Below are 21,869 nucleotides of genomic sequence, written 5' to 3' on the forward strand. Positions count from 1 at the left end.
CTTCTGTTCGCAGCGGCCCGCGCCGCACGCCCCCTCATCCGGCCTGCTGGGCAGGCCCCCTTCTCCCGCAAGGCGAGAAGGGCCCACGATGGAGCATCCGATGGACCAGGCCTTCACCGGCGGCTGCCTCTGCGGCGCCGTCCGCCTCACCGCCCGGGGCCGGCCGAACCGGGTGGGGATCTGCCACTGCCTGGACTGCCGCAAGCACCACGGCGCCCTGTTCTACGCCGCCGCCATCTTCCCCAAGGACGCCGTGACCGTGACCGGCAAGACGCGCCACTGGAACGGCCGCCACTTCTGCCCAACCTGTGGCGCCTCGGTCTTCGCCCGGGGCGGCGATGAGGTGGAGGTGCACCTCGGCGCCCTCGACGCCCCCGACCAGCTCACCCCGACCTATGAGAACTGGACGATCCGCCGGGAAGGCTGGCTCCCGGCGTTCCCGCTCGCGCGGAGCTATGAGCGGGACCGGGAGGGGTAATGGGGCGAAGGCGGGCGCGAGCTCGCGTCTCCAGCCCCCGCCCCTTAACCACGCACCGTGGCGGGGAATCCCCACTCGCCGGATGAACAGCCTTAACCGGCGGCGTTCATGCGGGAGACAGGGAACCTGTGCTGTCTCAGGGCGTAAGTCTGAGGCAGCCTGGGTCGGAGGACCTCGCCAGCGGCCCGAGGTCGGGTCGCGGGTCCTCCGGGAACCTAGGTTGGGGATTTGAGGTAACGAGGATGTCACCGTCTCTCAGTGTGGTCGCGGACAACGACCTGAAGCTCAGTAGCCCTGCCGTCTCCCCCAAGACGGAAACCGTCGCCCAGCGCGTGAAGCGCCTGCAGGCCGAGGCCAAGCAGCTGGCCAAGGACCACATCAAGGCCCTGGCCGCCCAGATCATCGCCGTCGAGGAGATGGCCGCCGAGATCGCCGAGGGCGGCGAGGCCTATCCGCCGGGCGTGCGCGACCTGGCCCGCCGGTTGGTCGAGGACATGGACAGCCGCGTCCAGACCCTGGAAGCCATCGTCGCCCGCTCGTAAGGCGCGGCGGACGCGAGCTTGAGTTTCGAGGCGGCCCGGGCAGGGGGCCGGCCTCCAAGGCCGGGCGGGACGCCGTCCTAGCCAGGCGCAGCCGGCCGCAGCCGGCCGTTAACCCCGATTGTCAGGATTAACCTGTGACGCCCCGCGAAGTGGGGATGATCCGGAAGCGTCGAGGGTGACCCCTCCAGCCCTTTTGGGCCGCCTCCTCCAGAGGGGAAGGATTTTCGTCGCCAACCCCGCCCCCGCCTCAGTTGACCAGGTCGCGGAAGTCGGAGGAGCGGCGCAGCCACATGGAGGCGTAGCCGCAGATGGGGGTGATGGTGAGGCCCTGGGCGCGGGCGTGGGCGCCGATGGCGCGCATCAGCCGGTCGGACGCGCCCGTGCCGCGCAGGGCCGGCGGGGCGAACACATAGTCGATGTAGAGGACGTCGCCCTGGCGGCGGTAGTCGGCGTAGGCCGTCAGGCCCTGTTCGTCGATCTCGTAGCGGTCGCCGGTGTCGCGCAATTCGGCCATGGCGGCCTCCTTTCCGGGGCTGTGGCGGGCGTATCGGGGCCCGCTTTAAGCTCGGAACGCACGGAAGCATCCGCAAGACCCCGCCGAACCGGCCGGCGGGGCTCTGTACGAAAACCTAGCGGGTGAACTTCTGGAACTTGATCCGGTGGGGGATCAGGCTGTCGGCGCCCAGGCGCCGCTTCTTGTCCTCTTCGTAGGACTCGAAGTTGCCCTCGAACCATTCCACGTGGCTGTCGCCCTCGAAGGCCAGGATGTGGGTGGCCAGACGGTCGAGGAAGAAGCGGTCGTGGCTGATGACCACAGCGCAGCCCGGGAAGTCCTCCAGGGCGCTTTCCAGGGCGGCCAGGGTCTCCACGTCGAGGTCGTTGGTGGGCTCGTCGAGCAGGATGACGTTGCCGCCCGAGGCCAGGGTCTTGGCTAGGTGGACGCGGTTGCGCTCGCCGCCCGAGAGCAGGCCGACCTTCTTCTGCTGGTCGGCGCCCTTGAAGTTGAAGGTGCCCACATAGGCGCGGCTGGGCACCTCGGTGTTACCCACCTTCATCACGTCGAGGCCGCCGGAGATCTCCTCCCAGACCGTCTTGTTGGGATCGAGGGCGTCGCGGCTCTGGTCCACGTAGGACAGCTTCACCGTCTCGCCGATGCGGATGACGCCGGCGTCGGGCTGCTCCTGGCCGGTGATGATCTTGAACAGGGTCGACTTGCCGGCGCCGTTGGGGCCGATGACGCCGACGATGCCGCCCGGCGGCAGCTTGAACGACAGGTCCTTGAACAGCAGCTTGTCGCCGAAGGCCTTCTCCAGCCCCTCGGCCTCGATGACCACATTGCCCAGGCGCGGGCCCGGCGGGATCTGGATCTGGGCGAAGGTCTGCTTCTGGCGCTCGGCCTGGTTGACCAGCTCCTCGAAGGCGGCGAGGCGGGCCTTGGACTTGGATCGGCGGGCCGAGGGCGAGGAGCGCACCCACTCCAGTTCGCGCTCGATGGTGCGCTTGCGGCCGGCCTCCTCGCGCTCTTCCTGGGCGACGCGCTTGGCCTTCTGCTCCAGCCAGGACGAGTAGTTGCCCTCGTAGGGGATGCCCTTGCCGCGGTCGAGCTCGAGGGTCCACTTGGTGACCTGGTCGAGGAAGTAGCGGTCGTGGGTGACGAGGATGACGCAGCCCGGGAACTGCTCCAGGTGGTGCTGCAGCCAAGCCACGCTCTCGGCGTCGAGGTGGTTGGTGGGCTCGTCCAGCAGCAGCATGTCGGGCTTCGACAGCAGCAGGCGCGCCAGGGCCACCCGCCGCCGCTCGCCGCCCGACAGCTTGTCCACCGGCCAGTCGTTGGGCGGGCAGCGCAGGGCGTCCATGGCCATCTCGATGCGGGAATCGATGTCCCACAGGTCGCCGGCGTCGAGCTGCTCCTGGAGCTTGGTCATCTCCTCCATGAGCTCGTCGGAGTAGTCCTCGCCCAGCTTGGCGGCCACGGCGTTGTACTGGTCGAAGATCTTCTTCTCTTCGCACCAGGCGATGACGTTGCCCCAGACGTCCAGGTTCGGGTCGAGCTGCGGCTCCTGCTCCAGGTAGCCGCGCTTGACGCCGTCGGCGGCGAAGGCCTCGCCCGAGAACTCGTTGTCGAGGCCGGCCATGATCTTGAGCAGGGTGGACTTACCTGCCCCGTTGACGCCGACCACGCCGATCTTGGCGTCGGGATAGAACGACAGCCAGATGTTCTCGAAGACCTTCTTGCCGCCGGGATAGGCCTTGGTCAGGCCCTGCATCTGGAAGATGTACTGCTGCGCCATGGGGCGTCCGCCGCTCTCGCTCTGAATGTCGGGAAGTCGCGGCAGCAGATAGCCGCCCGCGCCCGTCGGCGCAACGCCGGGGGCCTATTCGCGGCGCGTCAGGGACGGCTCAGTTGGACCGGCCGGCCCAGCGGCTGAGGAGACGGCTGTGGTGGCGCAGCGTGATCACCCGGCCAGGATATTCCCGGGTGGCGGCGTAATAGGCCGCATAGCCGATGGCGGCGCTGAGGCTGACGGCCAGCACCTGGTCCACCGCCGCGCCCGCCGCGTCCCACACCTCCACCTTGTACGGAAAATCCTCATGGGCCGCCGGGAACCCGCCCGGGGCGCTCCGCATTCCACCGCCTTGGCCGGTGGGGTCGTCGTCGGGGGGACTGAGCTGGTGCGCGACCAGGGACATGATAGGCCTCCGCGGACTTGTGATCGATCCTTCGGCCCCGGGGACGCCGTGTCAACCACGGGGCGAAACCGCTTCGCCCGCTATCGGCCGGAGCCTACTCTGACCCCATGGCGACCGTGACCCAGGCCGGCTTCCCCCCGCAGAGCCTCACCCATCTGGTGGACTCCCTCACCGAGTACGCCATCTACATGCTCGAGCCGGACGGGCGGGTCTCCAGCTGGAGCGCCGGCGCCGAGCGCCAGCTGGGCCATACGGCCGACGAGGCCCTGGGCCTGCCGTTCAGCGCCTTCTTCACCCCCGAGGACCGCAAGGCTCGCCTGCCCCAGCGCCTGCTGACCCAGGCCGCCGAGCGGGGCAGCCTCAAGACCGAGGGCTGGCGCCAGCGCAAGGACGGCGATCGCTTCTGGGCCGAGGGCGTGCTGCACGCCGTGTTCGGCCAGAACGGCCAGCTCACGGGCTTCGCCAAGATCAGCCGCGACATGAGCGGCGAACAGGCCGCCCGGGAGGCCCTGGCCAACAGCGAGCGCCGCTTCCGGCGGCTGGTGGAGAGCGTCGTCGACTATTCGATCTTCATGCTCGACGAGAACGGCATGGTGACCAACTGGAACGCCGGCGCCGAACGGATCAAGGGCTACCGGGCCGAAGAGATCGTCGGCGCCCACTTCAGCCGCTTCTACACCTCCGAGGACCGGCAGTCCGGCCTGCCCGCCCGGGCCCTGGAGATCGCCCGCCGGGAGGGCCGCTACGAGGCCGAGGGCTGGCGCCAGCGCAAGGACGGCAGCCGCTTCTGGGCCCTGGTGGTCATGGACGCCGTGCATGACGACGACGGTCGGCTGATCGGCTTCGCCAAGATCACCCGCGACATCAGCGAGCGGAAGGCGGCCGAGGACGCCCTGGCCGAGAGCGAGCGGCAGTTCCGGCTGCTGGTGGCCGGGGTGGTGGACTACGCCCTCTACATGCTCGACCCGAACGGCGTGGTGTCGAGCTGGAACGCGGGCGCCCAGCACATCAAGGGCTACATGGCCGAGGAGATCATCGGCCATCACGTGAGCCGCTTCTACACCGAGGCCGACCGCGCCGCCGGGGCCCCCGCCCGGGCCCTGCAGGCGGCCGCCGAGCTCGGCCGCCACGAGGCCGAGGGCTGGCGCCTGCGCAAGGACGGCAGCCTGTTCTGGGCCAGCGTGGTCATCGACGCCATCCGCGACGAGGACGGAACCCTCGTGGGCTTCGCCAAGATCACCCGGGACATCACCGAGAAGCGCAACGCCCAGCTGGAGCTCCAGCGCGCCCACGAACAGCTGTCCCAGGCCCAGAAGCTGGAGGCCCTGGGCAAGCTCACCGGCGGGGTGGCCCACGATTTCAACAACCTGCTGATGGTGGTCTCGGGCCAGGCCCAGCTGCTGCGCCGGCGGGTGGCCGAGGATCCCCGGGCCCTGCGCGCCCTGGACGCCATAGAGGCCTCGGCCAAGCGCGGCGAGGACCTGACGCGCCACCTGCTGGCGTTCTCGCGCCGCCAGCGGCTGCAGCCCATGTCGGTCTCCCTGTCCGAGCGGCTGACCGACCTGCGCGACCTGATCGCCACCAGCCTGCCGGCCTCGGTGAACCTGGACATCGAACTGCCGGACGACCTGTGGCCGGTGAAGGTGGACCCCAGCGAGCTGGAGCTGTCGCTGCTGAACCTGGCGGTGAACGCCCGGGACGCCATGCCAAGCGGCGGCTCCCTTTCGGTCCGGGCCGCCAATGTGCGCCTCAACGAGGGCCAGGACGGGCTGAACGGCGAGTTCGTGGCGCTGGCCGTGGCGGACACCGGCATGGGCATCCCGCCCGACATCCTGCCGCGGATCTTCGATCCCTTCTTCACCACCAAGGAGGTGAGCAAGGGCACGGGACTGGGCCTGTCGCAGGTGTACGGCTTCGTCCAGCAGTCGGGAGGCCGGGTGGACGTGGACAGCCGGCTGGGCGACGGCACCCGCTTCACCCTCTTCCTGCCGCACAGCGGCGCCGCCGCCGAGCCCGCGCCCGACGAGGGCGACGCCCTGCCGGCCGAGAGCGCCGCGGTGCTGCTGGTGGAGGACAATCCCGAGGTGGCGGAGGTGGCGGCGGCCATGCTGGAGCAACTCGGCCACACGGTGCAGGTGGCGGGCTCGGCGGCGGCGGCCCTGGCCATGCTTGAGGCCGGCGCGACGCCCGACCTGGTGTTCAGCGACATCGTCATGGCCGGCGAACTGGACGGCCTGGGCCTGGCCCGCCGCATCCGGGCCGAGGCCCCGGCGGTGCCGGTGCTGCTGGCCACCGGCTACAGCAAGGCCGCCGAGGGACTCGGCGACGAATTCCCGATCCTGCGCAAGCCCTACAAGCTGGCGGACCTGAGCCGGGCCATCGGCGCCCTCCTCGGCCCCGGGGGGGATCCCGGCAAGGCGAGCGCCGACGGTAAGCTTGTCGACCTGCAGGCGGCCCGTGACCGTCGAGCCCGGCGGGACCGCTAGGGCCGGGTACTTCCTTCAGCCCGGGGTCATCTCCGGGCGGTCTGGATCGTCACCGCGCCGCGGTTGCAGGCGCGAATCTGGCCGGCCGTGAGCTCGCGACCGCCGCTGCTGTAGCTGGCGACCGGGCCGATCACAGCGGCCACCCGCCGGCATTCCTTGACCAGGCCGTCGGCGCCCGAGCGCCGGACCGCGCCGGCGCACCGCGCGCCCTCGCAGCGCCAGGCGACGCCATCCACCACGGCCTCCGCAGCGGACGCGGGCGCGGCCAGGACGGCCTGGCTCCCGGCCGCGGGGGGTTCGGCATAGGCCGTCGCCGAGACGAACGCGGCCGCCGCGATCGCCCCCAAGATCCTGAAACTTTGCATCATCGTGATCCTTCGGCTAGAAAAGAGCACGACCGGTCGCCAGCAGGAAAGCGCACGATCGGTCACTTTTTGTCAAGCGTGGAGGCGGCGCGGTTGCGCAAGGGCGAGGCGACGCGAATCCGGATCGTCGAGGAGGCGGCCCGCCAGGCGGCGCTCCGAGGCCTCGCGGCGGTCAGCCTGGCCGACGTCGCCGAGGCCGTCGGCCTCTCCAAGAGCGGCCTCTTCAAGCACTTCGACTCCAAGGAGGCGATGGAGCTGGAGGTGGTCGACTACGTCACCCTGCTGTTCACCGAGTTCGTCTGGCGCCCGGCCGAGCACCTGCCCACCGCCCGGGAGCGCCTCGCCCGCACCTTCGAGCTGTGGCTGGACTGGGAGGAGAAGCGCTGGGTCCAGGGCGGCTGCCCGCTGGTGGCCTTCAGCGTCGAGCTGGACGACCAGCCGGGGCCGGTCCGCGACCTGCTGCAGAAGCGCCTGCAGCAGTGGAAGAACACCATGGTCCGCCAGTTCCAGCAGCTGCGCGACCCGCCGCTGCCCGAGGTGGAGGCCCGGTCGGCCTACTTCCAGATGAAGAGCTTCGCCCTCGGCCACCTGGACGCCCGCCGGATCATGGGCGACGCCGACGCCCGGCGCTCGGCCCAGGCCGCCTTCTCCGCCCTCCTCGACCGCACCGAACAGGCCGCCCGGGGCTGAAGCCCTTCGGAACAAAGACGCCGCCGCCGCCTTCTCCCCTGGCGTAACCACCGAGGAGAAGATCATGCACCGCGACGAGATGAAGGGCGCCGGCAAGGACATGAAGGGCGCCGTCAAGCAGACCGCCGGGCGCGTCACGGGCGACGAGCGCCTGGAAGCCGAAGGGACCGCCGACCGCGTGGAAGGCAAGGTGCAGAAGGGCGTGGGCTCGCTGAAGGAAGCCGCCCGCGACGTCCTGAAGCGCTAGGTCCGTAGCCGCCCGGAGTTGGCGCCGGCGTTTCCGGCGCTATCTCCGGGACATGAGCATTGTCGAACATCCCCGCGGCCCCCGCCTCGGACCGGGAGTCGCCGTGGGGATCACCGAGGCGGTGATCCGCACCCAGGTCCACACCTTCTACGCCCGCGTCCGGGAGGACGGGGTGCTGGGGCCGATCTTCAACGGCGCCATCGACGACTGGGACGAGCACCTGGCCAAGCTCTGTGACTTCTGGTCCTCGGTGCTGCTGGCCACCGGCCGCTTCAAGGGCGCCCCCATGGTCGCCCACGCCCGCACCCCGGGCGTCGAGCCTGAACATTTCCCCCGCTGGCTGGACCTGTGGCGCGACACCGCCCGCAAGGTCTGCCGCCTCGAGGCCGCCGACCTCTTCATCGCCAAGGCGGAGATGATCGGCGAGAGCCTCAAGCTGGGCCTCGCCGTGGCCCGCGGACAGATCCCGGAATACATCCCGCGCCACGAGCGCTGAGCCCCCTGGCGGAACGCGAGGCCAAGGGCTGCGCGAACCTTGGCCATTGGCTTCATCTCGTCGCACCGCGCCGCTTGTTAGGTTGACGCTAAGGCCGAACGCCGCATCTTCAGGCCCACCCGTTCGCCGGCCTGGAGGCGCCCCCAATGCCCACCCTCGTCCGACGCGGAGTGCTGAGCCTCGCCGGCGCTCTCGGTCTTTCCACCTTCGCCGTCCCCGCCTGGGCCCGCAGCCTCTCGCCCGAGGCCCCGCGCCGCGCGGCCCTGAAGAACCTGCACACCGGGGACGCCTTCAGCGGCGTCTATTTCGAGAACGGCCGCTACCTGCCCGACGCCCTGGCCGAGGCGCAGCGGGTGCTCCGCGACTGGCGCACGGGCGACGAGCACTTCATGGACCCGGGCCTGTTCGACGCCCTGCACGCGATCGGGGGCAAGCTGGAGACGCGCCGCCCCTTCCAGATCATCTCGGGCTACCGCTCCCCCAGGACCAACGCGATGCTGCACAAGAAGAGCTCGGGCGTGGCCTCCAACAGCCAGCATACCCAGGGCAAGGCGGTGGACGTGCGGATCGAGGGCGTAGACCTCACCCACCTGCACAAGGCGGCCCTGGCCGTGGGCGCTGGCGGCGTCGGCTTCTACCCGGTCTCCAACTTCGTCCACGTGGACACGGGCAGGGTGCGCCAGTGGCGAGGCTCCTGAGTCCCGGCTGATCCTGCTAATTCGGCGCCTGGGCCACGGGCGCCTCGGGCGCCGGTTCGGGCTCGATGGTGGTCAGGCCCACCGCAGCGGCGTCTTCCTCCACCTGCAGTTCGTCGGGCGTCCGGGCGATCGGGGCCGTCGGCTGCGGCGCCGGCCGGGTGTCGGCGGCGGGCTTGGCCGCCTCCTCCGCCGCCGGGGCGGCCTGCGTCGGCGCCTGGGCCTTGGGCTCCCCCGAGGTGAATTCCAAGCCGCGGCTGATCGCCAGCGCCGCCAGCAGTACCGCGCAGCCCAGCGCCAGCCACAGAACCTTCTTCAGCATCGTCCCTAAGCCTTCGTCGCCTGGCCCACCACGCCGACCTTGGTCAGCAGCAGGCGGTCCCAATTATACGGGTCGCTGCGGAAGTGCATCTGCCCGTCCGCCCCGGCGAAGGCGGTCCAGTAGAGGATCATCACCGGCGTCGGCTCCGCCAGCCGGACCCGCTGGGTCTTGGAGCCGTCGCCCAGGGCCGCGTCCAGGGCTTCCGGGGCGGCCCAGGCCGGATCGGCGGCCAGCAGCGCCTCGGCCAGCTTGCGCGGCTTTTCGATCCGCACGCAGCCATGGCTGGCCTGGCGGGCGTAAAGGTCGAAGCCGCCCTTCGACGGCGTGTCGTGCAGATAGACCGCGAACGGATTGTCGAAGTCGAACTTGAAACGGCCGAGGGCGCTGGAATCCCCCGACTTCTGTTGGAGCCGGGGCTCGGCGCCCTCCACCTTGATGACCCGGTAGCCGTTGGCGGCCAGGTAGCCGGGACGGGCCCGCTCCTTGGGCCACAGCTCCTCCCGGGCGATGCGGGCCGGCACGTTCCACGGCGGATTGATGACCACCGAGTGGATGGCCGAGATGAGCATGGGGGTTTCGTCGCCCGGCTTGCCCGAGACCGCCTTCATGGACAGCACCGGCTTGTCGTCCCGGAACAGGGTGACGATGGCCGCCCCCGAGTTCACCTGCACCCGGGTGGCCGGCATGGTGGCCGGCAGCCAACGCCAGCGCTCCATGTTGGCGATGATCTGCAGCACCCGCTGGCCGACCGGCTGGTTGAGGTAGGCGAGCGTGCCCGGCCCGACCACGCCGTCGGGCTTTAGGCCGTAGCGCTTCTGGGCCCGCACCACCGCGTCCTGCAGGGCCTGGTCGAAGGTGGCCGAGCCCGTGGCCTCGGTCTGTGGGTCCTCCACCGCCAGGCGCTTGCGCAGGGCCGGCACCCGCGGGTCGGTGGACCCGAGGCCCATGGGGGGCCCGGCGGGGATGGTTTCCCAGCCTCCGGCCGCGGCGATCTCCCGGTAGCGGACCAGGCCCCGCTTCAGGGCCACATAGCCGGCGTAGCGGGGCGCGAGGCCGTCGAGCCAGGCCTGCAGCCGGTCCTCGGCCAGGGCGCGGGCGAGCTCGGGGGCCGGGTCGTAGGCCGCCGGGCGGATGGCCCACAGGTCGGGGAAGTCGGCGGGGGCCAGGCGCCCGACCTTCACGTCCCGGGCGTAGCGCAGCAGCCCCTTCATCAGGGCCGCGGAATCCTCGGGATCGGCGGGCAGGTAGTCCTGGGGCCGCAGGCCGTGCAGATGGGCGGCCTGGAGCGCCTTGAGCGCCGTCTCGGCCTGGGCGGGGGTGAGCCCTTCCGGGGCGGGGAGCGCGAGCGGCGGCGCCGCGGCGGCGGGCGCGGGCGACGGGGGCGTGATTACCGGCGGTTCCTGAGCCACGGCCACGGCGCTGGCGAGCACCATCGGGACCGCCGCCATCCATCCCCAACGCATTGAAATCCTGTCCCCTTGAACGCCTCGTCGGCTACTCAACGCACGAGCCAGCAATTTAGCGCCACGATGCTGAACTGGGCTTTGACGCCGATCAGTCCCGGCCCGGCCCGTCTCCGACGGGCGGATAGACGTGGCGGCGGCCCTGCGGGTCCTCGACCTCGCCGTCGCGCACATAGTTGGGACCGATGGGCGCCTTGCCGTGGCCGCCCGGGATGTCCAGCACATAGGTGGGCTGGGCGAGGCCCGAGAGCCGGCCGCGCAGGTCCCGCATCACCGCCTGCCCCGCCGCGATGGTGGTGCGGAAGTGGCCGGTGCCGGGGGCGAGGTCCCCGTGGTGGAGGTAGTAGGGCTTGATCCGCGTCTCCACGAAACCGCGCATCAGGGCCTCGAGCACCGCCGGATCGTCATTGATCCCCTTCAGCAGCACCGTCTGGCTGACCATGGGAACGCCGGCGTCGATGATCCGGGCGCAGGCGGCGCGCGCCTCAGGGGTCAGCTCGTCGGGATGGTTGGCGTGGACGGCCACCCACACGGTCTTGCCCGCGGTCTTCAGGGCCTCGACCAGCTCGCCCGTCACCCTGGCCGGATCGACAATCGGCACGCGGCTGTGGAAGCGCACGACCTTCACATGGGGGATCTTCGCCAGGCGGGAGCCGATGTCGGCCAGCCGCCGGGGCGAGAGGATCAGCGGATCGCCCCCGGTGACGATGACCTCCCAGATCTCGGGCCGCCCGGCCACATAGGCGATGGCTGCGTCCAGCTGAGCCGGAGACAGGGGCCGCACCCCGTCCGGCCCCACCATCTCCCGCCGGAAGCAGAAGCGGCAGTAGACGGCGCAGGCGTGGTTGGCCTTGAGCAACACCCGGTCGGGGTAGCGGTGGACGATGCCCTCCACCGGCGAGAAGGCGTCGTCGCCGATGGGGTCGGGGCGCTCGTCGGGGGTGGTCGCCAGTTCCTCGGCGGAAGGCACGAACTGCCGCGCCACGCCTTCGCAGGACAGGGCGAGCTCGGCCATGGGCGGGGTGACGGCCACGGCGTAGCGTTCGGCCACCCGCGCCAGCTCCGGCAGGGCCGCCTCAGGCGCCAGGCCCGCGGCGACCAGGTCTTCGGCGGTGCGGAGGGGGCGGGTCATGGTGGCGCGCATATGGCCCATCGCCCGCCCCCGGACAACTCTCGCCAGGGTCGCGGCGGCGCGGGCGACAACCCGGCTACTCGGCCACCGGGGTCCAGAGGACGTCCTCGATGCGGCGGGCGCCCGTGGCCAGGATCACCAGACGGTCGAAGCCGAGGGCGCCGCCGCTGGCCTCGGGCATGTGGGCCAGGGCGGCCAGGAAGTCCTCGTCGATGGGATAGCGCTCGCCGTACACGCGCTGCTTCTCGGCCATCTCGGCCTCGAACCGCGCGCGCTGCTCGGCCGGATCGGTGAGCTCGCCGAAGCAGTTGGCCAGCTCCACCCCGCAGGCATAGAGCTCGAAGCGTTCGGCCACCCGCGGATCGCCGGCCTTGGGCCGGGCCAGGGCCGCCTCGCTCACCGGATATTCGCAGAGGATGGTGGGCCGCCCGAAGCCCAGGTTCGGCTCCACCTTCTCGACGATGATCTTGGAAAAGACGTCGGCCCAGACGTCGTCGTCGGCCACCCGCATGCCCTGCGCCCGGGCCTGGGCCGGCAGGTCGCCGAACAGGTCCACCCCCGCGTAACGGTCGAAGGCCTCGGCCACGGTGAGCCGCTCGGGCTCCACGAAGGGATCGCAGGTCGCCCCGCGCCAGGTGAGCTCGCGCGCCCCCGCCGCCTCGGCCGCCCGACGCATGAGGGCGGCGCAGTCGGCCATGATCGCCTCGTAGGGATCGCCCGCCCGGTACCACTCCAACATGGTGAACTCGGGATGGTGCAGCGGCCCGCGCTCGCGGTTGCGCCACACCTTGCCCAGGCTGACAATCCGCCGCTCGCCCGCCGCCAGCAGGCTCTTGCAGGCGAACTCGGGCGAGGTGTGCAGATAGAGCGGCCGGGCCGCGCCGTCGATGGTCAGGGCCTCGGTGGCGAAGGCGTGCAGATGGGCCTCGTTGCCGGGGGAGACCTGCAGGGCGGCCGTCTCCACCTCGATGAACCCCTGGGCCTCGAACCAGGCCCGCAAGGCGCGGGTGATCGCTCCCCGGCCGATGAGGAACGGGCGCCGGTCGGCGTGGCGCTCAGGCGCCCACCAGGGCGAAGATCGACGGTCGGGCACGGGGTGCGGCCTTGAAAAGCTGGCGATTTCGGCGGAGCCCGCTATACGAGCGCGCCAAGAACTCGCAAAGCATCTCGAGGACCTGCAACTTGAAGGTTTCCGCCAGCTCCCTCCGCAAGGGCAACGTCGTCGACATCGAAGGCAAGCTCTACGTCGTCCTCAGCGCCCAGAACATCCACCCCGGCAAGGGCACGCCGGTCACCCAGCTCGACATGCGCCGCATCTCCGACGGGGTGAAGGTGTCGGAGCGCTACCGCACCACCGAGACCGTCGAGCGCGCCACCGTCGACGAGCGGGACTACACCTTCCTCTACGAGGACGGCGAAGGGTTCCACTTCATGAACCCCGAGAACTACGAGCAGGTCACCGCCTCGGCCGAGATGATCGGCGACGCCAAGTACTATCTGACCGACGGCTGCACGGTGAAGCTCTCGACCCACGAGGGCGTTCCGATCGCCATCGAACTGCCGCGCCTGGCCACCTTCGAGGTGGTGGACACCGAGCCGACCGTGAAGGGCCAGACGGCCTCCTCGTCCTACAAGCCGGCGGTGCTGTCCAACGGCCTGCGCACCATGATCCCGCCGTACATCACCGTGGGCACCAAGATCGTCGTCCTCACCGAGGACGGCTCCTATCAGGAACGCGCCAAGGACTAAGGCGCGCCGCCCGCCGATCGCGTCCCTCCCCGGCCGCCGGGGAGGGATTTTTTTTGGCCGTAGCGCCCACCTTCCCTCACCGCGCCATCAGCATAACTGGCTGGCCGGGGGAGAAGCTTGGCCTTAAGCGGCGCGGCGATGGTTTCGGATTTCTGGCTTTTCGCCGCCGTCGGCTTCGCGGCCCAGATCGTGGACGGTGCCCTGGGCATGGCCTACGGCGTCGTCTCCACCTCGGTCCTCCTGTCGGCGGGCGTGCCGCCGGCCAGCGCCTCGGCGAGCGTCCATGCGGCCAAGGTCTTCACCGGCGCCGCCTCGGGCCTGTCGCACCTGCTGCACGGCAATGTGGACAAGCGGCTCCTGGCCCTGCTCGCCTCGGGCGGGGTGCTGGGCGGTGTGCTGGGCGCCTATGTGGTCACCTCCCTGCCGGGCAAGGTGGTGAAGCCCTTCGTGGTGGCCTGGCTGGCCCTGATGGGCCTGGTGATCCTCTACCGGGCCTGGAAGCAGGTGCGGCCCAAGGTGTTCTCCTGGAAGCAGCCCCTGCCCCTGGGCCTCGTGGGCGGCTTCTTCGACGCCATCGGCGGCGGCGGCTGGGGCCCGGTGGTGACCAGCTCCCTGATCGGCGGCGGGGCCGACACCCGCAAGGCCATCGGCACCACCAACGCCGCCGAGATGTTCGTGGCCATCGCCACCTCCTCGGCCTTCCTGGTCAGCCTCGTCACCGGCCACTGGAAGAGCGCGGGCCTCGACGGCCTGGCCTGGGCCCTGGCCGGGCTTATCGCCGGGGGCGTCGTGGCCGCCCCCATCGCCGGCTGGATGACCAAGATCCTGCCCCTGCGGCTGCTCACCTGGGTGGTGGGCCTGCTGGTGGTGGGCCTCGCCGCCTGGCAGGCCATTGGCCTGTTCTAGCGCCCGCACGGCGGAAGCTGAGCAACCTCTGGGGCGCTGCGGGGTTATGGCCGGACGGCCAACCCGGAGAGAGCCCATGCGCATCGGCGAGATCATGTCCCGCGAGGTCGCGGTCGCCCGCCCTGACGACACCCTGCTGCAGGTCGCCCGCCAGATGCGCGACATCGACGCCGGCTCGATCCCGGTGTGCGAGGGGAAAGAGGTCCGCGGCATGGTCACCGACCGGGACATCGTGATCCGCGCGGTGAGCGAGGCGCGCAGCTTCGATACTCCGGCGGCCGAGGTGATGACCTCCGGAATCGAGTATTGCTACGCGGACGATGACATCGCTGTGGCCGCCGATAAGATGGCCGAGCTTCAGGTCCGGCGCCTGATCGTGCTGGACCAGGATCACCATCTGGTCGGTATCGTATCCCTCGGCGACATCGCCCAGCAGGGAAAGGACAGGACCACTGGCCAAGCTCTGGAGGAGATCAGCGAGCCGACCCGGCGTTAGCCGCGTGCGCGATGGCGGCCGTGACCGTTCGGCCGCCCTGTTCATCGCCGCCTCGAAGAGCATCCACGACGGAAAGGCCGTTCGCGTGTCCGAAGCCGCCGCCCTCCGACTGGCGGAGAAGGTGCGTCCCGCCGTCGAGGCCGCGCCGCCGCGCCCGCCCGCCGCTGACGGCGAGGCCGGCTTCCACCTGCTCGACACCACCATGATGTACGCCCCCAAGTCGGGGGGCGTGAAACGCTACCTGATGGCCAAGCGCGCCTGGCTGGAAAGGCGTCGGCCGGACATCCGCCACTCGCTGGTGGTGCCGGGCGCCCGCACCCAGGCCGACGCCTCGGGGATCGTCACCGTGGCCGCCGCTCGACTGCCGTTCGGCAACGGTTACCGGATGCCCGCGAGCCTCGCCAAGTGGGAGACCATTCTCACCCTCCTTCGGCCCGACATCATCGAGGCCGGCGACGTGTTCGTGCCCGGCCATGCGGCGCTTGAGGCCGGGGAGCTGCTGGGCGCGCCGGTGGTCGGCTTCTGCCACACCGACGCCGCGGCCCTGGCGGCCCTGCACTTCGGTGAATGGGCCGAGGCCCCCACCTTCAACTTCTGGGCCCAGGCCTATCAGCGCTTCGACCATGTGGTGGCCCCCTCGCGGCACATGGCCTCGCGCCTGGCGGACGCGGGGGTGACCCGCCTGTCGATCCAGCAACTCGGGGTGGACACCGAGCTGTTCCACCCGGCCCGGGGCGACCGGGCCCGGCTGTTCCGGCGCCTCGGCCTGCCGCCCGAGACCCGGCTGCTGGTGTTCGCTGGCCGCCCGGCCCGGGAGAAGAACATTGACTCCATGGTCGAGGCGGTGGAGCGCCTGGGCGCGCCCTACACCCTGCTGCTGGTGGGGGCCGGCAAGGACGTGGCGCCGTCCGACCGGGTGATCTGCCTCGACTACGAGCGCGACCCGGTGAAGCTCGCCGGGATCATCGCCAGCTGCGACGCCTGCCTGCACGCGAATGAGAACGAGATCTTCGGCCTGGTGGTGCTGGAAGCCATGGCCGCCGGCCTGCCGGTGGTGGGCTCTCGCCGGGGCGGAGTGGGCGAGCTGATCGACGAGGCCGTGGGCCAGCCGGCCGACACCGTCGACGCCAAGGGGCTGGCGGCGGCCATCGAGGCCCTGTTCGCCCGGGACCTTGGCGAAATCGCCCGGGCCGCCCGGCTGCGGGCCGAGACCCGCCACGGCTGGGAAGCCACCTTCGCGGCGCTCACTCGCCTCTACAGCAGCCTGATCGAGGGCCGCGCTCGGCCGCCCCTGGCGCTCACCGCCTGAGCCCTACTGGGGATCGCCGGCTGGCCCGGCGCCGCGCCTTGTGGGTGCAGCGCCTGGACCGCCTGCAAGGCGCGCCCGACGAGCCTAGTGCCCCGTCGGCAGGTCCTTGAAAGGGATGTCCTTGTCCACCCGGATGTCGCCGGGCAGGCCGAGGACGCGCTCGGCGATGATGTTCTTCAGGATCTCGTCCGTGCCGCCGGCGATCCGCAGGCCCGGGGCGTACAGCACCGAGGCGTGGAAGGCGCCCTTCAGCGGGCTCAGCTCGGGATCGTTGATGACCCCGTAGTGGTCGAGCATCTCCACCGCCGCATTGGCCAGCTCCTGCAGCTGCAGGGCCGAGACCACCTTGCCGATCGAGCTTTCCGGCCCCGGGGTCTGACCGCGGGACAGGGCCGTGATGGTGCGGTTGCGGGTGTGCTTCAGGCCCTCGGTCTGCACGTACCAGTCGGCCAGCTTCTCGCGCAGGGCCTGGTCCTTGATGGCCGGCGCCCCATCGAGGCCGGCGACGGCGCGGGCCGCCTCCATGAACTGCGGCCACTGGGTCCCCGAGGGGCCGCCCACCGCCAGGCGCTCGTTCATCAGGGTGACGAGGCTCACGCGCCAGCCGTCGTTCACCGCGCCCAGCCGCTGGCTGTCCTTCACGCGGACATTGGTGAAGAACACCTCGTTGAAGCCCGAGCCGCCCGACATCTGGTGGATCGGCCGCACCTCGATGCCCGGGTCCTTCATGTCGACCCAGAACATGGTCAGGCCCTTGTGCTTGGGCGCGTCAGGATCGGTCCGGGTGACCACGATGCCGAAGTCCGAGAACTGGGCGCCGGTCGTCCACACCTTCTGGCCATTGATGATCCAGTCGCCGGAGCCGTCGTCGGCCCGCACCGCCCGGGTGCGCGCCGCGGCCACGTCCGAGCCGCCCGAGGGTTCGGAGAACAGCTGGCACCAGATCTCCTCGCCGCGCAGGGCCGGGCCCACGAAGCGCTTCTTGGTCTCCTCGTCGGCGAAGGTCATCACCGTCGGCACGCACATGCCGAGGCCGATCTGGAAGGGGTTTGGCGGGATCGGGTACTTGGCCTCTTCCTGGTTGAAGATGACCTGCTGGATCGGCGTGCCACCGGGGCCGCCCCACTCCTTGGGCCAGGTGATCTGGGCGTAGCCCGCCGCCGCCTTCTTGGCCTGCCAGGCCTTGGAGGCGGCCATGGTGTCGCCGCCTTCGGGATCGCCGGAAACGCCGCGCTTGGGGGCGTTCTCCTTCAGCCAGGCCTGCACCTGGGCGCGGTAGGCGGCTTCTTCGGGCGTGTCGTTGAAGTCCATCTCGTGTTCTCCGTCATCCCGGACGGCGGGGCGCCTGGAGCGCGCGGGCCTGGCCGGGAGTCATGTCCATCCGCTGCGGGCCTTAGGCCGCGTTCCGACGCTCGAGCTGGCTGACCAGCCGCTCCTTCCAGACCCGGGGGGCGCCCGCGACGAGGGAGAGCTGGCGCGAGCGGCGGTAGTAGAGGTGGGCGTCCACCTCCCAGGTGAAGCCGATGCCGCCGTGGGTCTGGATGTTCTCCTTGGAGCCGAACCAGAAGGCCTCGGAGGCGGCGATCCGCGCCGCGCTGGCCGCCACCGGCAGTTCGGGGGCGTTGGTGTTGAGCGCCCAGGCCCCGTAGTAGGCGTTGGAGCGGGCCAGCTCGTTCTTCACGTACATGTCGGCCAGCTTGTGCTTGATCGCCTGGTAGCTGGCGATCGTGCGCCCGAAGGCGTAGCGCTCCAGGGCGTAGGCCTTGGCCATCTCAAGGCAGCGGTCGGCGCCGCCGCACTGCTCGAAGGCGATCAGCACCGCCGCCCGGTCCAGCACCTGCTCCAGCAGGGCCAGGCCCTCGCCCGCCGGGCCGAGCCGGTCGGCCGCGGCGCCGTCGAAGACGAGCTTGGCCGCATCGCGGGTGGGATCGAGGGTCTTCAGCGTCTCGCGGGTCACGCCGCCGGCGTTGAGGTCCACGAGGTAGAGGCTGGGCTTGCCGCCCTCCTTGGCGAGGACCACCGCATGGGTGGCGATGTCGCCGTCGGTCACGGGGATCTTGGTCCCCGAGAGCTTGCCGCCCGAGACGCCGGCCTGGACGGTCGCCGCCGTCACCGGCCCCGGACCTTCCGACGTGGCCAGGGCGCCGATCACCTCGCCGGCGGCGATCTTCGGCAGCAGGGCTTTCTTCTGTTCCTCGGAGCCGGCCAGCATCACCGCCTCGGCCAGGAAATAGACCGTCGAGGCGAACGGGATCGGGGCCAGCGACCGGCCCAGTTCCTCGGCGATGGCGCACAGCTCCACATGGCCAAGGCCCAGGCCGCCGTATTCCTCGGGAATGGCCGCGCCCAGCCAGCCCTGTTCGGCCACCTGCTTCCACAGCGCCTCGTCATAGGCCTTGGCGTCGTCGTCGAGCACCTTGCGCACCCGCGACGTCGGGCAATTGGCCTCGAGGAACTTGCGCGCCTCGGACTTCAGGAACTTCTGGTCGTCGGAAAAATCGAAATTCATCTGGGCCCCATCGCGCCGGCTTGCCCGGCTCGGTTTCCTCTCTATGGAGGGCGAGCATACGCTTGGCGAAGCCCCTGAAAAGTATGACCTCGCGTCACCTGCGCGCTCCTCACGCGAGGTCAGCTCACCCCGCGTCAGGAGGCGTCGCGGCTGAATTCGCCCAGGCGCGAGAAGCGGCCCACGATCCGGCCGCCGCACCACAGCTCGCAGGCGCCCTGCCCTCGCAACTTGCGGGCCGCCGCGATCGCCGCCTCGTCGTCCTCGGCGTCGAAGCGCTCGCCCCGGGTCAGCCGGCCCAGGCCGTCGAGACGGTAGATCTGGTAGTTGGCCACGACGCCCCCAAATGCCCCCGCGGCCGCACAGCAACGCGAGGGCCGGCCGCCGCCGTCCCGACCCCCGTCCTGGAAAACCCTCGGAACCTGCGCGCCCCGCGGCGGGTTCGCCCCGTCAAATGACGGCCGCCGCGTCGGCCAACCACATCCACGAGGGGCCGGCCGCCTTGGCGCCGCGACGCCCAAGCGCCTAGATGGTCCCCATGCGTACCGAGAGCCCCCAGCCGATCCGCCTCGCCGACTACCGGCCGCCCGCCTTCCTCGTGGACGAGGTCTTCCTTTCCTTCGACCTCAAGCCCAACGCCACCCGCGTGAAGGCCCGGCTGCAGGTGCGGCGCAACGGCGACCATGCCGAGCCCCTGCGGTTCAACGGCGAGCGGCTGAAGCCGATCTCGGTGGCCGTCGACGGGCGCGTGCTCTCGCCGGCCGAGCACCAGATCGACACCGAGTGGCTGACGATCGCCGCCGTGCCCGACGCCTTCGTCCTGGAGACCGAGGTCGAGATCGATCCCGAGAACAACAAGGCCCTCTCGGGCCTCTACATGTCGGGCGGACGCTTCTGCACCCAGTGCGAGGCCGAGGGCTTCCGCACCATCACCTTCTGGCCCGACCGCCCGGACGTGCTGTCGCGCTTCACCGTGCGCATGGAGGCCGACAAGGCCTTCGCCCGGCTGCTGTCCAACGGCAACCTGGTCGAACAGGGCGACCTGCCGGGCGGGCGCCACTACGCGGTCTGGAACGACCCCTTCCCGAAGCCGAGCTACCTGTTCGCCCTGGTGGCGGGCGAGTTGGATGTCCTGGAGGACAAGCTCGTCACCATGAGCGGCCGGACCGTGGACCTGCGCATCTATGTGGACCCCGGCATGGCCCCCCGGGCAGCCTACGCCATGGACGCCCTCAAGCGGTCGATGAAGTGGGACGAGGAAGCCTTCGGCCGCGAGTACGACCTCGACCTGTTCATGATCGTGGCCGTGCGCGACTTCAACTTCGGGGCCATGGAGAACAAGGGACTGAACATCTTCAACAGCTCCCTGCTGCTGGCCGATCCAGCCACGGCGACGGACCTCGACTACGAGCGCATCGAGAGCGTCGTGGCCCACGAGTACTTCCACAACTGGACCGGCGACCGCATCACCTGCCGCGACTGGTTCCAGCTGTGCCTGAAGGAAGGGCTGACCGTCTTCCGCGACCAGAGCTTCTCGGCCGACATGCGCGGCCACGCCGTCCAGCGGATCAAGGACGTGAAGGCCCTGCGGGCGCGGCAGTTCCCCGAGGACCAGGGGCCGCTGGCCCACCCGGTGCGGCCGTCCAGCTACCTGAAGATCGACAACTTCTACACGGCGACCATCTACGAGAAGGGCGCCGAGGTCATCCGGATGCTCAAGACCCTGATCGGCCCTGAGGCCTTCCAGGCGGGCATGGACCTCTATTTCGAGCGCTGGGACGGCCACGCCACCACCGTGGAGGAGTTCATCCGCTGCTTCGAGGAGGCCGCCGGCCGCGACCTGTCCGGCTTCTTCACCTGGTACGAGCAGGCGGGCACTCCGCGGGTGAACCTGGAAAGCCGCTATAACGCGACGGCCCGCACCCTGACCCTGGAGCTGTCCCAGGAGACGCCGCCCACCCCCGGCCAGCCTGCCAAGGCGCCGCTGCCGATTCCGGTGACCGTGGGCCTGCTGGACCTCGACGGCCGCGTCCAGGCCTTCGAGCGCGACGGCAAGGCGATGGACGAGACAGTGATTGTCCTCGACAAGCCGAAGATGAGCGTCACCCTCACCGGCGTGGACCGCGATCCGGTGGTGTCGGCCCTGCGCGGCTTCTCGGCGCCCGTGGTGCTGACGACGGACGCCCCGCCCAAGGACCGCTATGTCCAACTCGCCGCCGACCCCGACCTGTTCAACCGCTGGGAAGCCGGCCAGGACCTCGCCGCCGACCTGATCCTGCGCCGCGCCGGGGGCCATCCTGACGATGTGAACGAGGAGCGCTACGCCGAGGCGGTGGGCCGGGCCCTGGCCGACCAGGCCTCGGATGCGGCCTTCAAGGCCCTGCTGCTGGCCCTGCCCTCGGAAACCGACCTCGCCCTGCGGATGAGCCCGGCCGACCCGGCCGCCATCCACACCGCCCGGGAGGCCCTGCGCGAACGGCTGGCGGTGCATCTGGAACACGAGCTGAAGCGGCTGCATACGGGGCTGCAGGACCTGGGCGAATTCTCTCCCGACGCCGCCGGCGCCGGCCGCCGGGCCCTGCGCAACGCCGCCCTGGAGCTGCTGGCCGCCAATCCCCGCAGCGACATCGCCGACCTGGCCCTCGGCCACTACCATGCGGCCAGCAACATGACCGACGCCATGGGCGGGCTCAGCGCCCTGGTGCAGATCGGCGGCCCGGCGCTGGAGGAGGCCCTGGCCGACTTCTACGCCCGCTGGCAGGCCGAACCCCTGGTCATCGACAAGTGGTTCGCCGCCCAGGCGCGCGATCCGTCCGAGGGCGCCCTCGGCCGCGTCCTGGGGCTGACCGCCCACCCGGCCTTCGACGCCAAGAACCCCAACCGCCTGCGGGCCCTGGTCTCGACCTTCGCCAACTTCAACCCGGCCCGCTTCCACGACCCGAGCGGGGCAGGCTACCGCTTCCTGGCCGACCAGATCCTGGCGGTGGACGGCTACAATCCGATGACCGCCGCCCGCTTGGTCGATCCGCTGGGCGGCTGGCGGCGCTACACGCCGGAACTGGCGGCGCTGATGAAGGCCGAGCTGGAGCGGATCGTCGCCGCCGAGGGTCTGTCGAAGAACGTTTACGAACTGGCCAGCCGCGCTCTCGGCGAGTGAGACCCCGAGGGACGTTGCGCCACGGTTACGCGGCGAGTCGACTTCGCTTAGACTCCTGATTTGCGTCGGGTCTCGCCGACGCGGGGAGGGAGCTGCGAGCCTTGTCCAGCGGGGGGCGGAAGCGAGCACAAGGGCGGTC

23 protein-coding genes are annotated in these 21,869 nt (G+C 70.7%); 12 read left to right on the plus strand and 11 right to left on the minus strand.

The window, feature by feature from the left end; translation table 11 throughout:
- The first annotated feature begins 88 nt into the window (after positions 1-88).
- Together BO64_RS07975 and BO64_RS07980 are read left to right on the plus strand one after the other, a co-directional pair.
- Positions 89-478 (plus strand): GFA family protein, encoded by a 390-nt coding sequence (locus tag BO64_RS07975; RefSeq protein ID WP_496402755.1) that lies wholly within the window; start codon positions 89-91, stop codon positions 476-478.
- A gap of 242 nt (positions 479-720) precedes the next feature.
- Entirely contained in the window at positions 721-1,020 is a 300-nt protein-coding gene (locus BO64_RS07980) for a hypothetical protein (RefSeq protein ID WP_496402756.1), read from the plus strand.
- A gap of 247 nt (positions 1,021-1,267) precedes the next feature.
- Here BO64_RS07980 and BO64_RS07985 read toward each other — a convergent pair whose 3' ends face one another.
- The 3 genes from BO64_RS07985 to BO64_RS07995 all read right to left on the minus strand — a co-directional run bounded on the left by BO64_RS07985 (position 1,268) and on the right by BO64_RS07995 (position 3,711).
- Positions 1,268-1,534, minus strand: a complete 267-nt coding sequence (locus BO64_RS07985; protein ID WP_496402757.1) for a GNAT family N-acetyltransferase — start codon at positions 1,532-1,534, stop codon at positions 1,268-1,270.
- Between the two features lie 115 nt (positions 1,535-1,649).
- Positions 1,650-3,311 carry an energy-dependent translational throttle protein EttA gene (gene ettA / locus BO64_RS07990; protein WP_496402758.1) on the minus strand — a complete coding sequence of 554 codons (1,662 nt, stop codon included), beginning with the start codon at positions 3,309-3,311 and terminating at the stop codon, positions 1,650-1,652.
- A 109-nt stretch (positions 3,312-3,420) separates the two neighbouring features.
- Positions 3,421-3,711: a hypothetical protein gene (locus BO64_RS07995; RefSeq protein ID WP_496402759.1), complete on the minus strand. Its 291-nt coding sequence runs from the start codon at positions 3,709-3,711 to the stop codon at positions 3,421-3,423.
- A gap of 107 nt (positions 3,712-3,818) precedes the next feature.
- Here BO64_RS07995 and BO64_RS08000 point away from each other — a divergent pair, with 107 nt between their 5' ends.
- Positions 3,819-6,197 (plus strand): PAS domain S-box protein, encoded by a 2,379-nt coding sequence (locus BO64_RS08000; RefSeq protein WP_496402760.1) that lies wholly within the window; start codon positions 3,819-3,821, stop codon positions 6,195-6,197.
- Positions 6,198-6,223: 26 nt separating this feature from the next.
- Here BO64_RS08000 and BO64_RS08005 read toward each other — a convergent pair whose 3' ends face one another.
- The gene (locus BO64_RS08005) at positions 6,224-6,565 is read right to left on the minus strand and encodes a DUF8200 family protein (protein WP_496402761.1); all 342 of its coding nucleotides are present in this window, start codon (positions 6,563-6,565) and stop codon (positions 6,224-6,226) included.
- Positions 6,566-6,655: 90 nt separating this feature from the next.
- On the opposite strand from BO64_RS08005, the gene BO64_RS08010 reads away from it, so the two are divergent.
- The 4 genes from BO64_RS08010 to mepK all read left to right on the plus strand — a co-directional run bounded on the left by BO64_RS08010 (position 6,656) and on the right by mepK (position 8,693).
- Positions 6,656-7,252: a TetR/AcrR family transcriptional regulator gene (locus BO64_RS08010; RefSeq protein ID WP_496402762.1), complete on the plus strand. Its 597-nt coding sequence runs from the start codon at positions 6,656-6,658 to the stop codon at positions 7,250-7,252.
- A 64-nt stretch (positions 7,253-7,316) separates the two neighbouring features.
- Entirely contained in the window at positions 7,317-7,499 is a 183-nt protein-coding gene (locus BO64_RS08015) for a CsbD family protein (RefSeq protein WP_496402763.1), read from the plus strand.
- A 52-nt stretch (positions 7,500-7,551) separates the two neighbouring features.
- Complete coding sequence (locus BO64_RS08020; RefSeq protein WP_496402764.1) at positions 7,552-7,995, plus strand: group III truncated hemoglobin; 444 nt, start codon at positions 7,552-7,554, stop codon at positions 7,993-7,995.
- Positions 7,996-8,141: 146 nt separating this feature from the next.
- Positions 8,142-8,693 (plus strand): peptidoglycan L,D-endopeptidase MepK, encoded by a 552-nt coding sequence (gene mepK, locus BO64_RS08025; RefSeq protein WP_496402765.1) that lies wholly within the window; start codon positions 8,142-8,144, stop codon positions 8,691-8,693.
- Positions 8,694-8,709: 16 nt separating this feature from the next.
- On the opposite strand, the gene BO64_RS08030 is transcribed toward mepK, so the two are convergent.
- From BO64_RS08030 to epmA, 4 genes are all read right to left on the minus strand, one after another.
- The gene (locus BO64_RS08030) at positions 8,710-9,012 is read right to left on the minus strand and encodes a hypothetical protein (protein ID WP_496402766.1); all 303 of its coding nucleotides are present in this window, start codon (positions 9,010-9,012) and stop codon (positions 8,710-8,712) included.
- Positions 9,013-9,017: 5 nt separating this feature from the next.
- A complete protein-coding gene (locus BO64_RS08035; RefSeq protein ID WP_496402767.1) occupies positions 9,018-10,460 on the minus strand; it encodes a L,D-transpeptidase family protein in 1,443 nt (480 codons plus the stop codon).
- Between the two features lie 106 nt (positions 10,461-10,566).
- On the minus strand, positions 10,567-11,607 hold the full coding sequence (locus tag BO64_RS08040; RefSeq protein WP_496402768.1) for a lysine-2,3-aminomutase-like protein: 1,041 nt from the start codon (positions 11,605-11,607) through the stop codon (positions 10,567-10,569).
- 76 nt (positions 11,608-11,683) lie between these two features.
- Positions 11,684-12,700, minus strand: coding sequence for an EF-P lysine aminoacylase EpmA (epmA, locus tag BO64_RS08045; RefSeq protein WP_496402769.1), 1,017 nt, complete (start codon positions 12,698-12,700; stop codon positions 11,684-11,686).
- A gap of 89 nt (positions 12,701-12,789) precedes the next feature.
- Between epmA and efp the strand changes: the two genes are divergently transcribed.
- From efp to BO64_RS08065, 4 genes are all read left to right on the plus strand, one after another.
- Entirely contained in the window at positions 12,790-13,356 is a 567-nt protein-coding gene (gene efp, locus BO64_RS08050; RefSeq protein WP_496402770.1) for an elongation factor P, read from the plus strand.
- Between the two features lie 138 nt (positions 13,357-13,494).
- Positions 13,495-14,262, plus strand: coding sequence for a sulfite exporter TauE/SafE family protein (locus BO64_RS08055; RefSeq protein ID WP_496402771.1), 768 nt, complete (start codon positions 13,495-13,497; stop codon positions 14,260-14,262).
- 76 nt (positions 14,263-14,338) lie between these two features.
- The gene (locus BO64_RS08060; RefSeq protein WP_496402772.1) at positions 14,339-14,758 is read left to right on the plus strand and encodes a CBS domain-containing protein; all 420 of its coding nucleotides are present in this window, start codon (positions 14,339-14,341) and stop codon (positions 14,756-14,758) included.
- A gap of 4 nt (positions 14,759-14,762) precedes the next feature.
- The gene (locus tag BO64_RS08065; RefSeq protein WP_496402773.1) at positions 14,763-16,067 is read left to right on the plus strand and encodes a glycosyltransferase; all 1,305 of its coding nucleotides are present in this window, start codon (positions 14,763-14,765) and stop codon (positions 16,065-16,067) included.
- A gap of 84 nt (positions 16,068-16,151) precedes the next feature.
- Here BO64_RS08065 and BO64_RS08070 read toward each other — a convergent pair whose 3' ends face one another.
- From BO64_RS08070 to BO64_RS08080, 3 genes are all read right to left on the minus strand, one after another.
- Positions 16,152-17,378, minus strand: coding sequence for an acyl-CoA dehydrogenase family protein (locus BO64_RS08070; protein WP_496402774.1), 1,227 nt, complete (start codon positions 17,376-17,378; stop codon positions 16,152-16,154).
- Positions 17,379-17,460: 82 nt separating this feature from the next.
- Positions 17,461-18,576 (minus strand): acyl-CoA dehydrogenase family protein, encoded by a 1,116-nt coding sequence (locus BO64_RS08075; protein WP_496402775.1) that lies wholly within the window; start codon positions 18,574-18,576, stop codon positions 17,461-17,463.
- A gap of 134 nt (positions 18,577-18,710) precedes the next feature.
- Entirely contained in the window at positions 18,711-18,908 is a 198-nt protein-coding gene (locus BO64_RS08080; RefSeq protein ID WP_496402776.1) for a hypothetical protein, read from the minus strand.
- A 203-nt stretch (positions 18,909-19,111) separates the two neighbouring features.
- Here BO64_RS08080 and pepN point away from each other — a divergent pair, with 203 nt between their 5' ends.
- On the plus strand, positions 19,112-21,730 hold the full coding sequence (gene pepN, locus BO64_RS08085; RefSeq protein WP_496402777.1) for an aminopeptidase N: 2,619 nt from the start codon (positions 19,112-19,114) through the stop codon (positions 21,728-21,730).
- Positions 21,731-21,869: the final 139 nt, after the last annotated feature.

The sequence above is a fragment of the Phenylobacterium composti DSM 19425 genome, from assembly GCF_059568645.1.

What these genes read in the sequence shown, in the direction of transcription:
- BO64_RS07975 (WP_496402755.1), top strand. Translation starts at nt 89, where the DNA reads ATGGAGCATCCGATGGACCAGGCCTTCACCGGCGGCTGCCTCTGCGGC.
- BO64_RS07980 (WP_496402756.1), top strand. Translation starts at nt 721, where the DNA reads ATGTCACCGTCTCTCAGTGTGGTCGCGGACAACGACCTGAAGCTCAGT.
- BO64_RS07985 (WP_496402757.1), bottom strand. Translation starts at nt 1,534, where the DNA reads ATGGCCGAATTGCGCGACACCGGCGACCGCTACGAGATCGACGAACAG.
- ettA (WP_496402758.1), bottom strand. Translation starts at nt 3,311, where the DNA reads ATGGCGCAGCAGTACATCTTCCAGATGCAGGGCCTGACCAAGGCCTAT.
- BO64_RS07995 (WP_496402759.1), bottom strand. Translation starts at nt 3,711, where the DNA reads ATGTCCCTGGTCGCGCACCAGCTCAGTCCCCCCGACGACGACCCCACC.
- BO64_RS08000 (WP_496402760.1), top strand. Translation starts at nt 3,819, where the DNA reads ATGGCGACCGTGACCCAGGCCGGCTTCCCCCCGCAGAGCCTCACCCAT.
- BO64_RS08005 (WP_496402761.1), bottom strand. Translation starts at nt 6,565, where the DNA reads ATGATGCAAAGTTTCAGGATCTTGGGGGCGATCGCGGCGGCCGCGTTC.
- BO64_RS08015 (WP_496402763.1), top strand. Translation starts at nt 7,317, where the DNA reads ATGCACCGCGACGAGATGAAGGGCGCCGGCAAGGACATGAAGGGCGCC.
- BO64_RS08020 (WP_496402764.1), top strand. Translation starts at nt 7,552, where the DNA reads ATGAGCATTGTCGAACATCCCCGCGGCCCCCGCCTCGGACCGGGAGTC.
- mepK (WP_496402765.1), top strand. Translation starts at nt 8,142, where the DNA reads ATGCCCACCCTCGTCCGACGCGGAGTGCTGAGCCTCGCCGGCGCTCTC.
- BO64_RS08030 (WP_496402766.1), bottom strand. Translation starts at nt 9,012, where the DNA reads ATGCTGAAGAAGGTTCTGTGGCTGGCGCTGGGCTGCGCGGTACTGCTG.
- BO64_RS08035 (WP_496402767.1), bottom strand. Translation starts at nt 10,460, where the DNA reads ATGGCGGCGGTCCCGATGGTGCTCGCCAGCGCCGTGGCCGTGGCTCAG.
- BO64_RS08040 (WP_496402768.1), bottom strand. Translation starts at nt 11,607, where the DNA reads ATGACCCGCCCCCTCCGCACCGCCGAAGACCTGGTCGCCGCGGGCCTG.
- BO64_RS08055 (WP_496402771.1), top strand. Translation starts at nt 13,495, where the DNA reads ATGGTTTCGGATTTCTGGCTTTTCGCCGCCGTCGGCTTCGCGGCCCAG.
- BO64_RS08060 (WP_496402772.1), top strand. Translation starts at nt 14,339, where the DNA reads ATGCGCATCGGCGAGATCATGTCCCGCGAGGTCGCGGTCGCCCGCCCT.
- BO64_RS08070 (WP_496402774.1), bottom strand. Translation starts at nt 17,378, where the DNA reads ATGGACTTCAACGACACGCCCGAAGAAGCCGCCTACCGCGCCCAGGTG.
- BO64_RS08075 (WP_496402775.1), bottom strand. Translation starts at nt 18,576, where the DNA reads ATGAATTTCGATTTTTCCGACGACCAGAAGTTCCTGAAGTCCGAGGCG.
- pepN (WP_496402777.1), top strand. Translation starts at nt 19,112, where the DNA reads ATGCGTACCGAGAGCCCCCAGCCGATCCGCCTCGCCGACTACCGGCCG.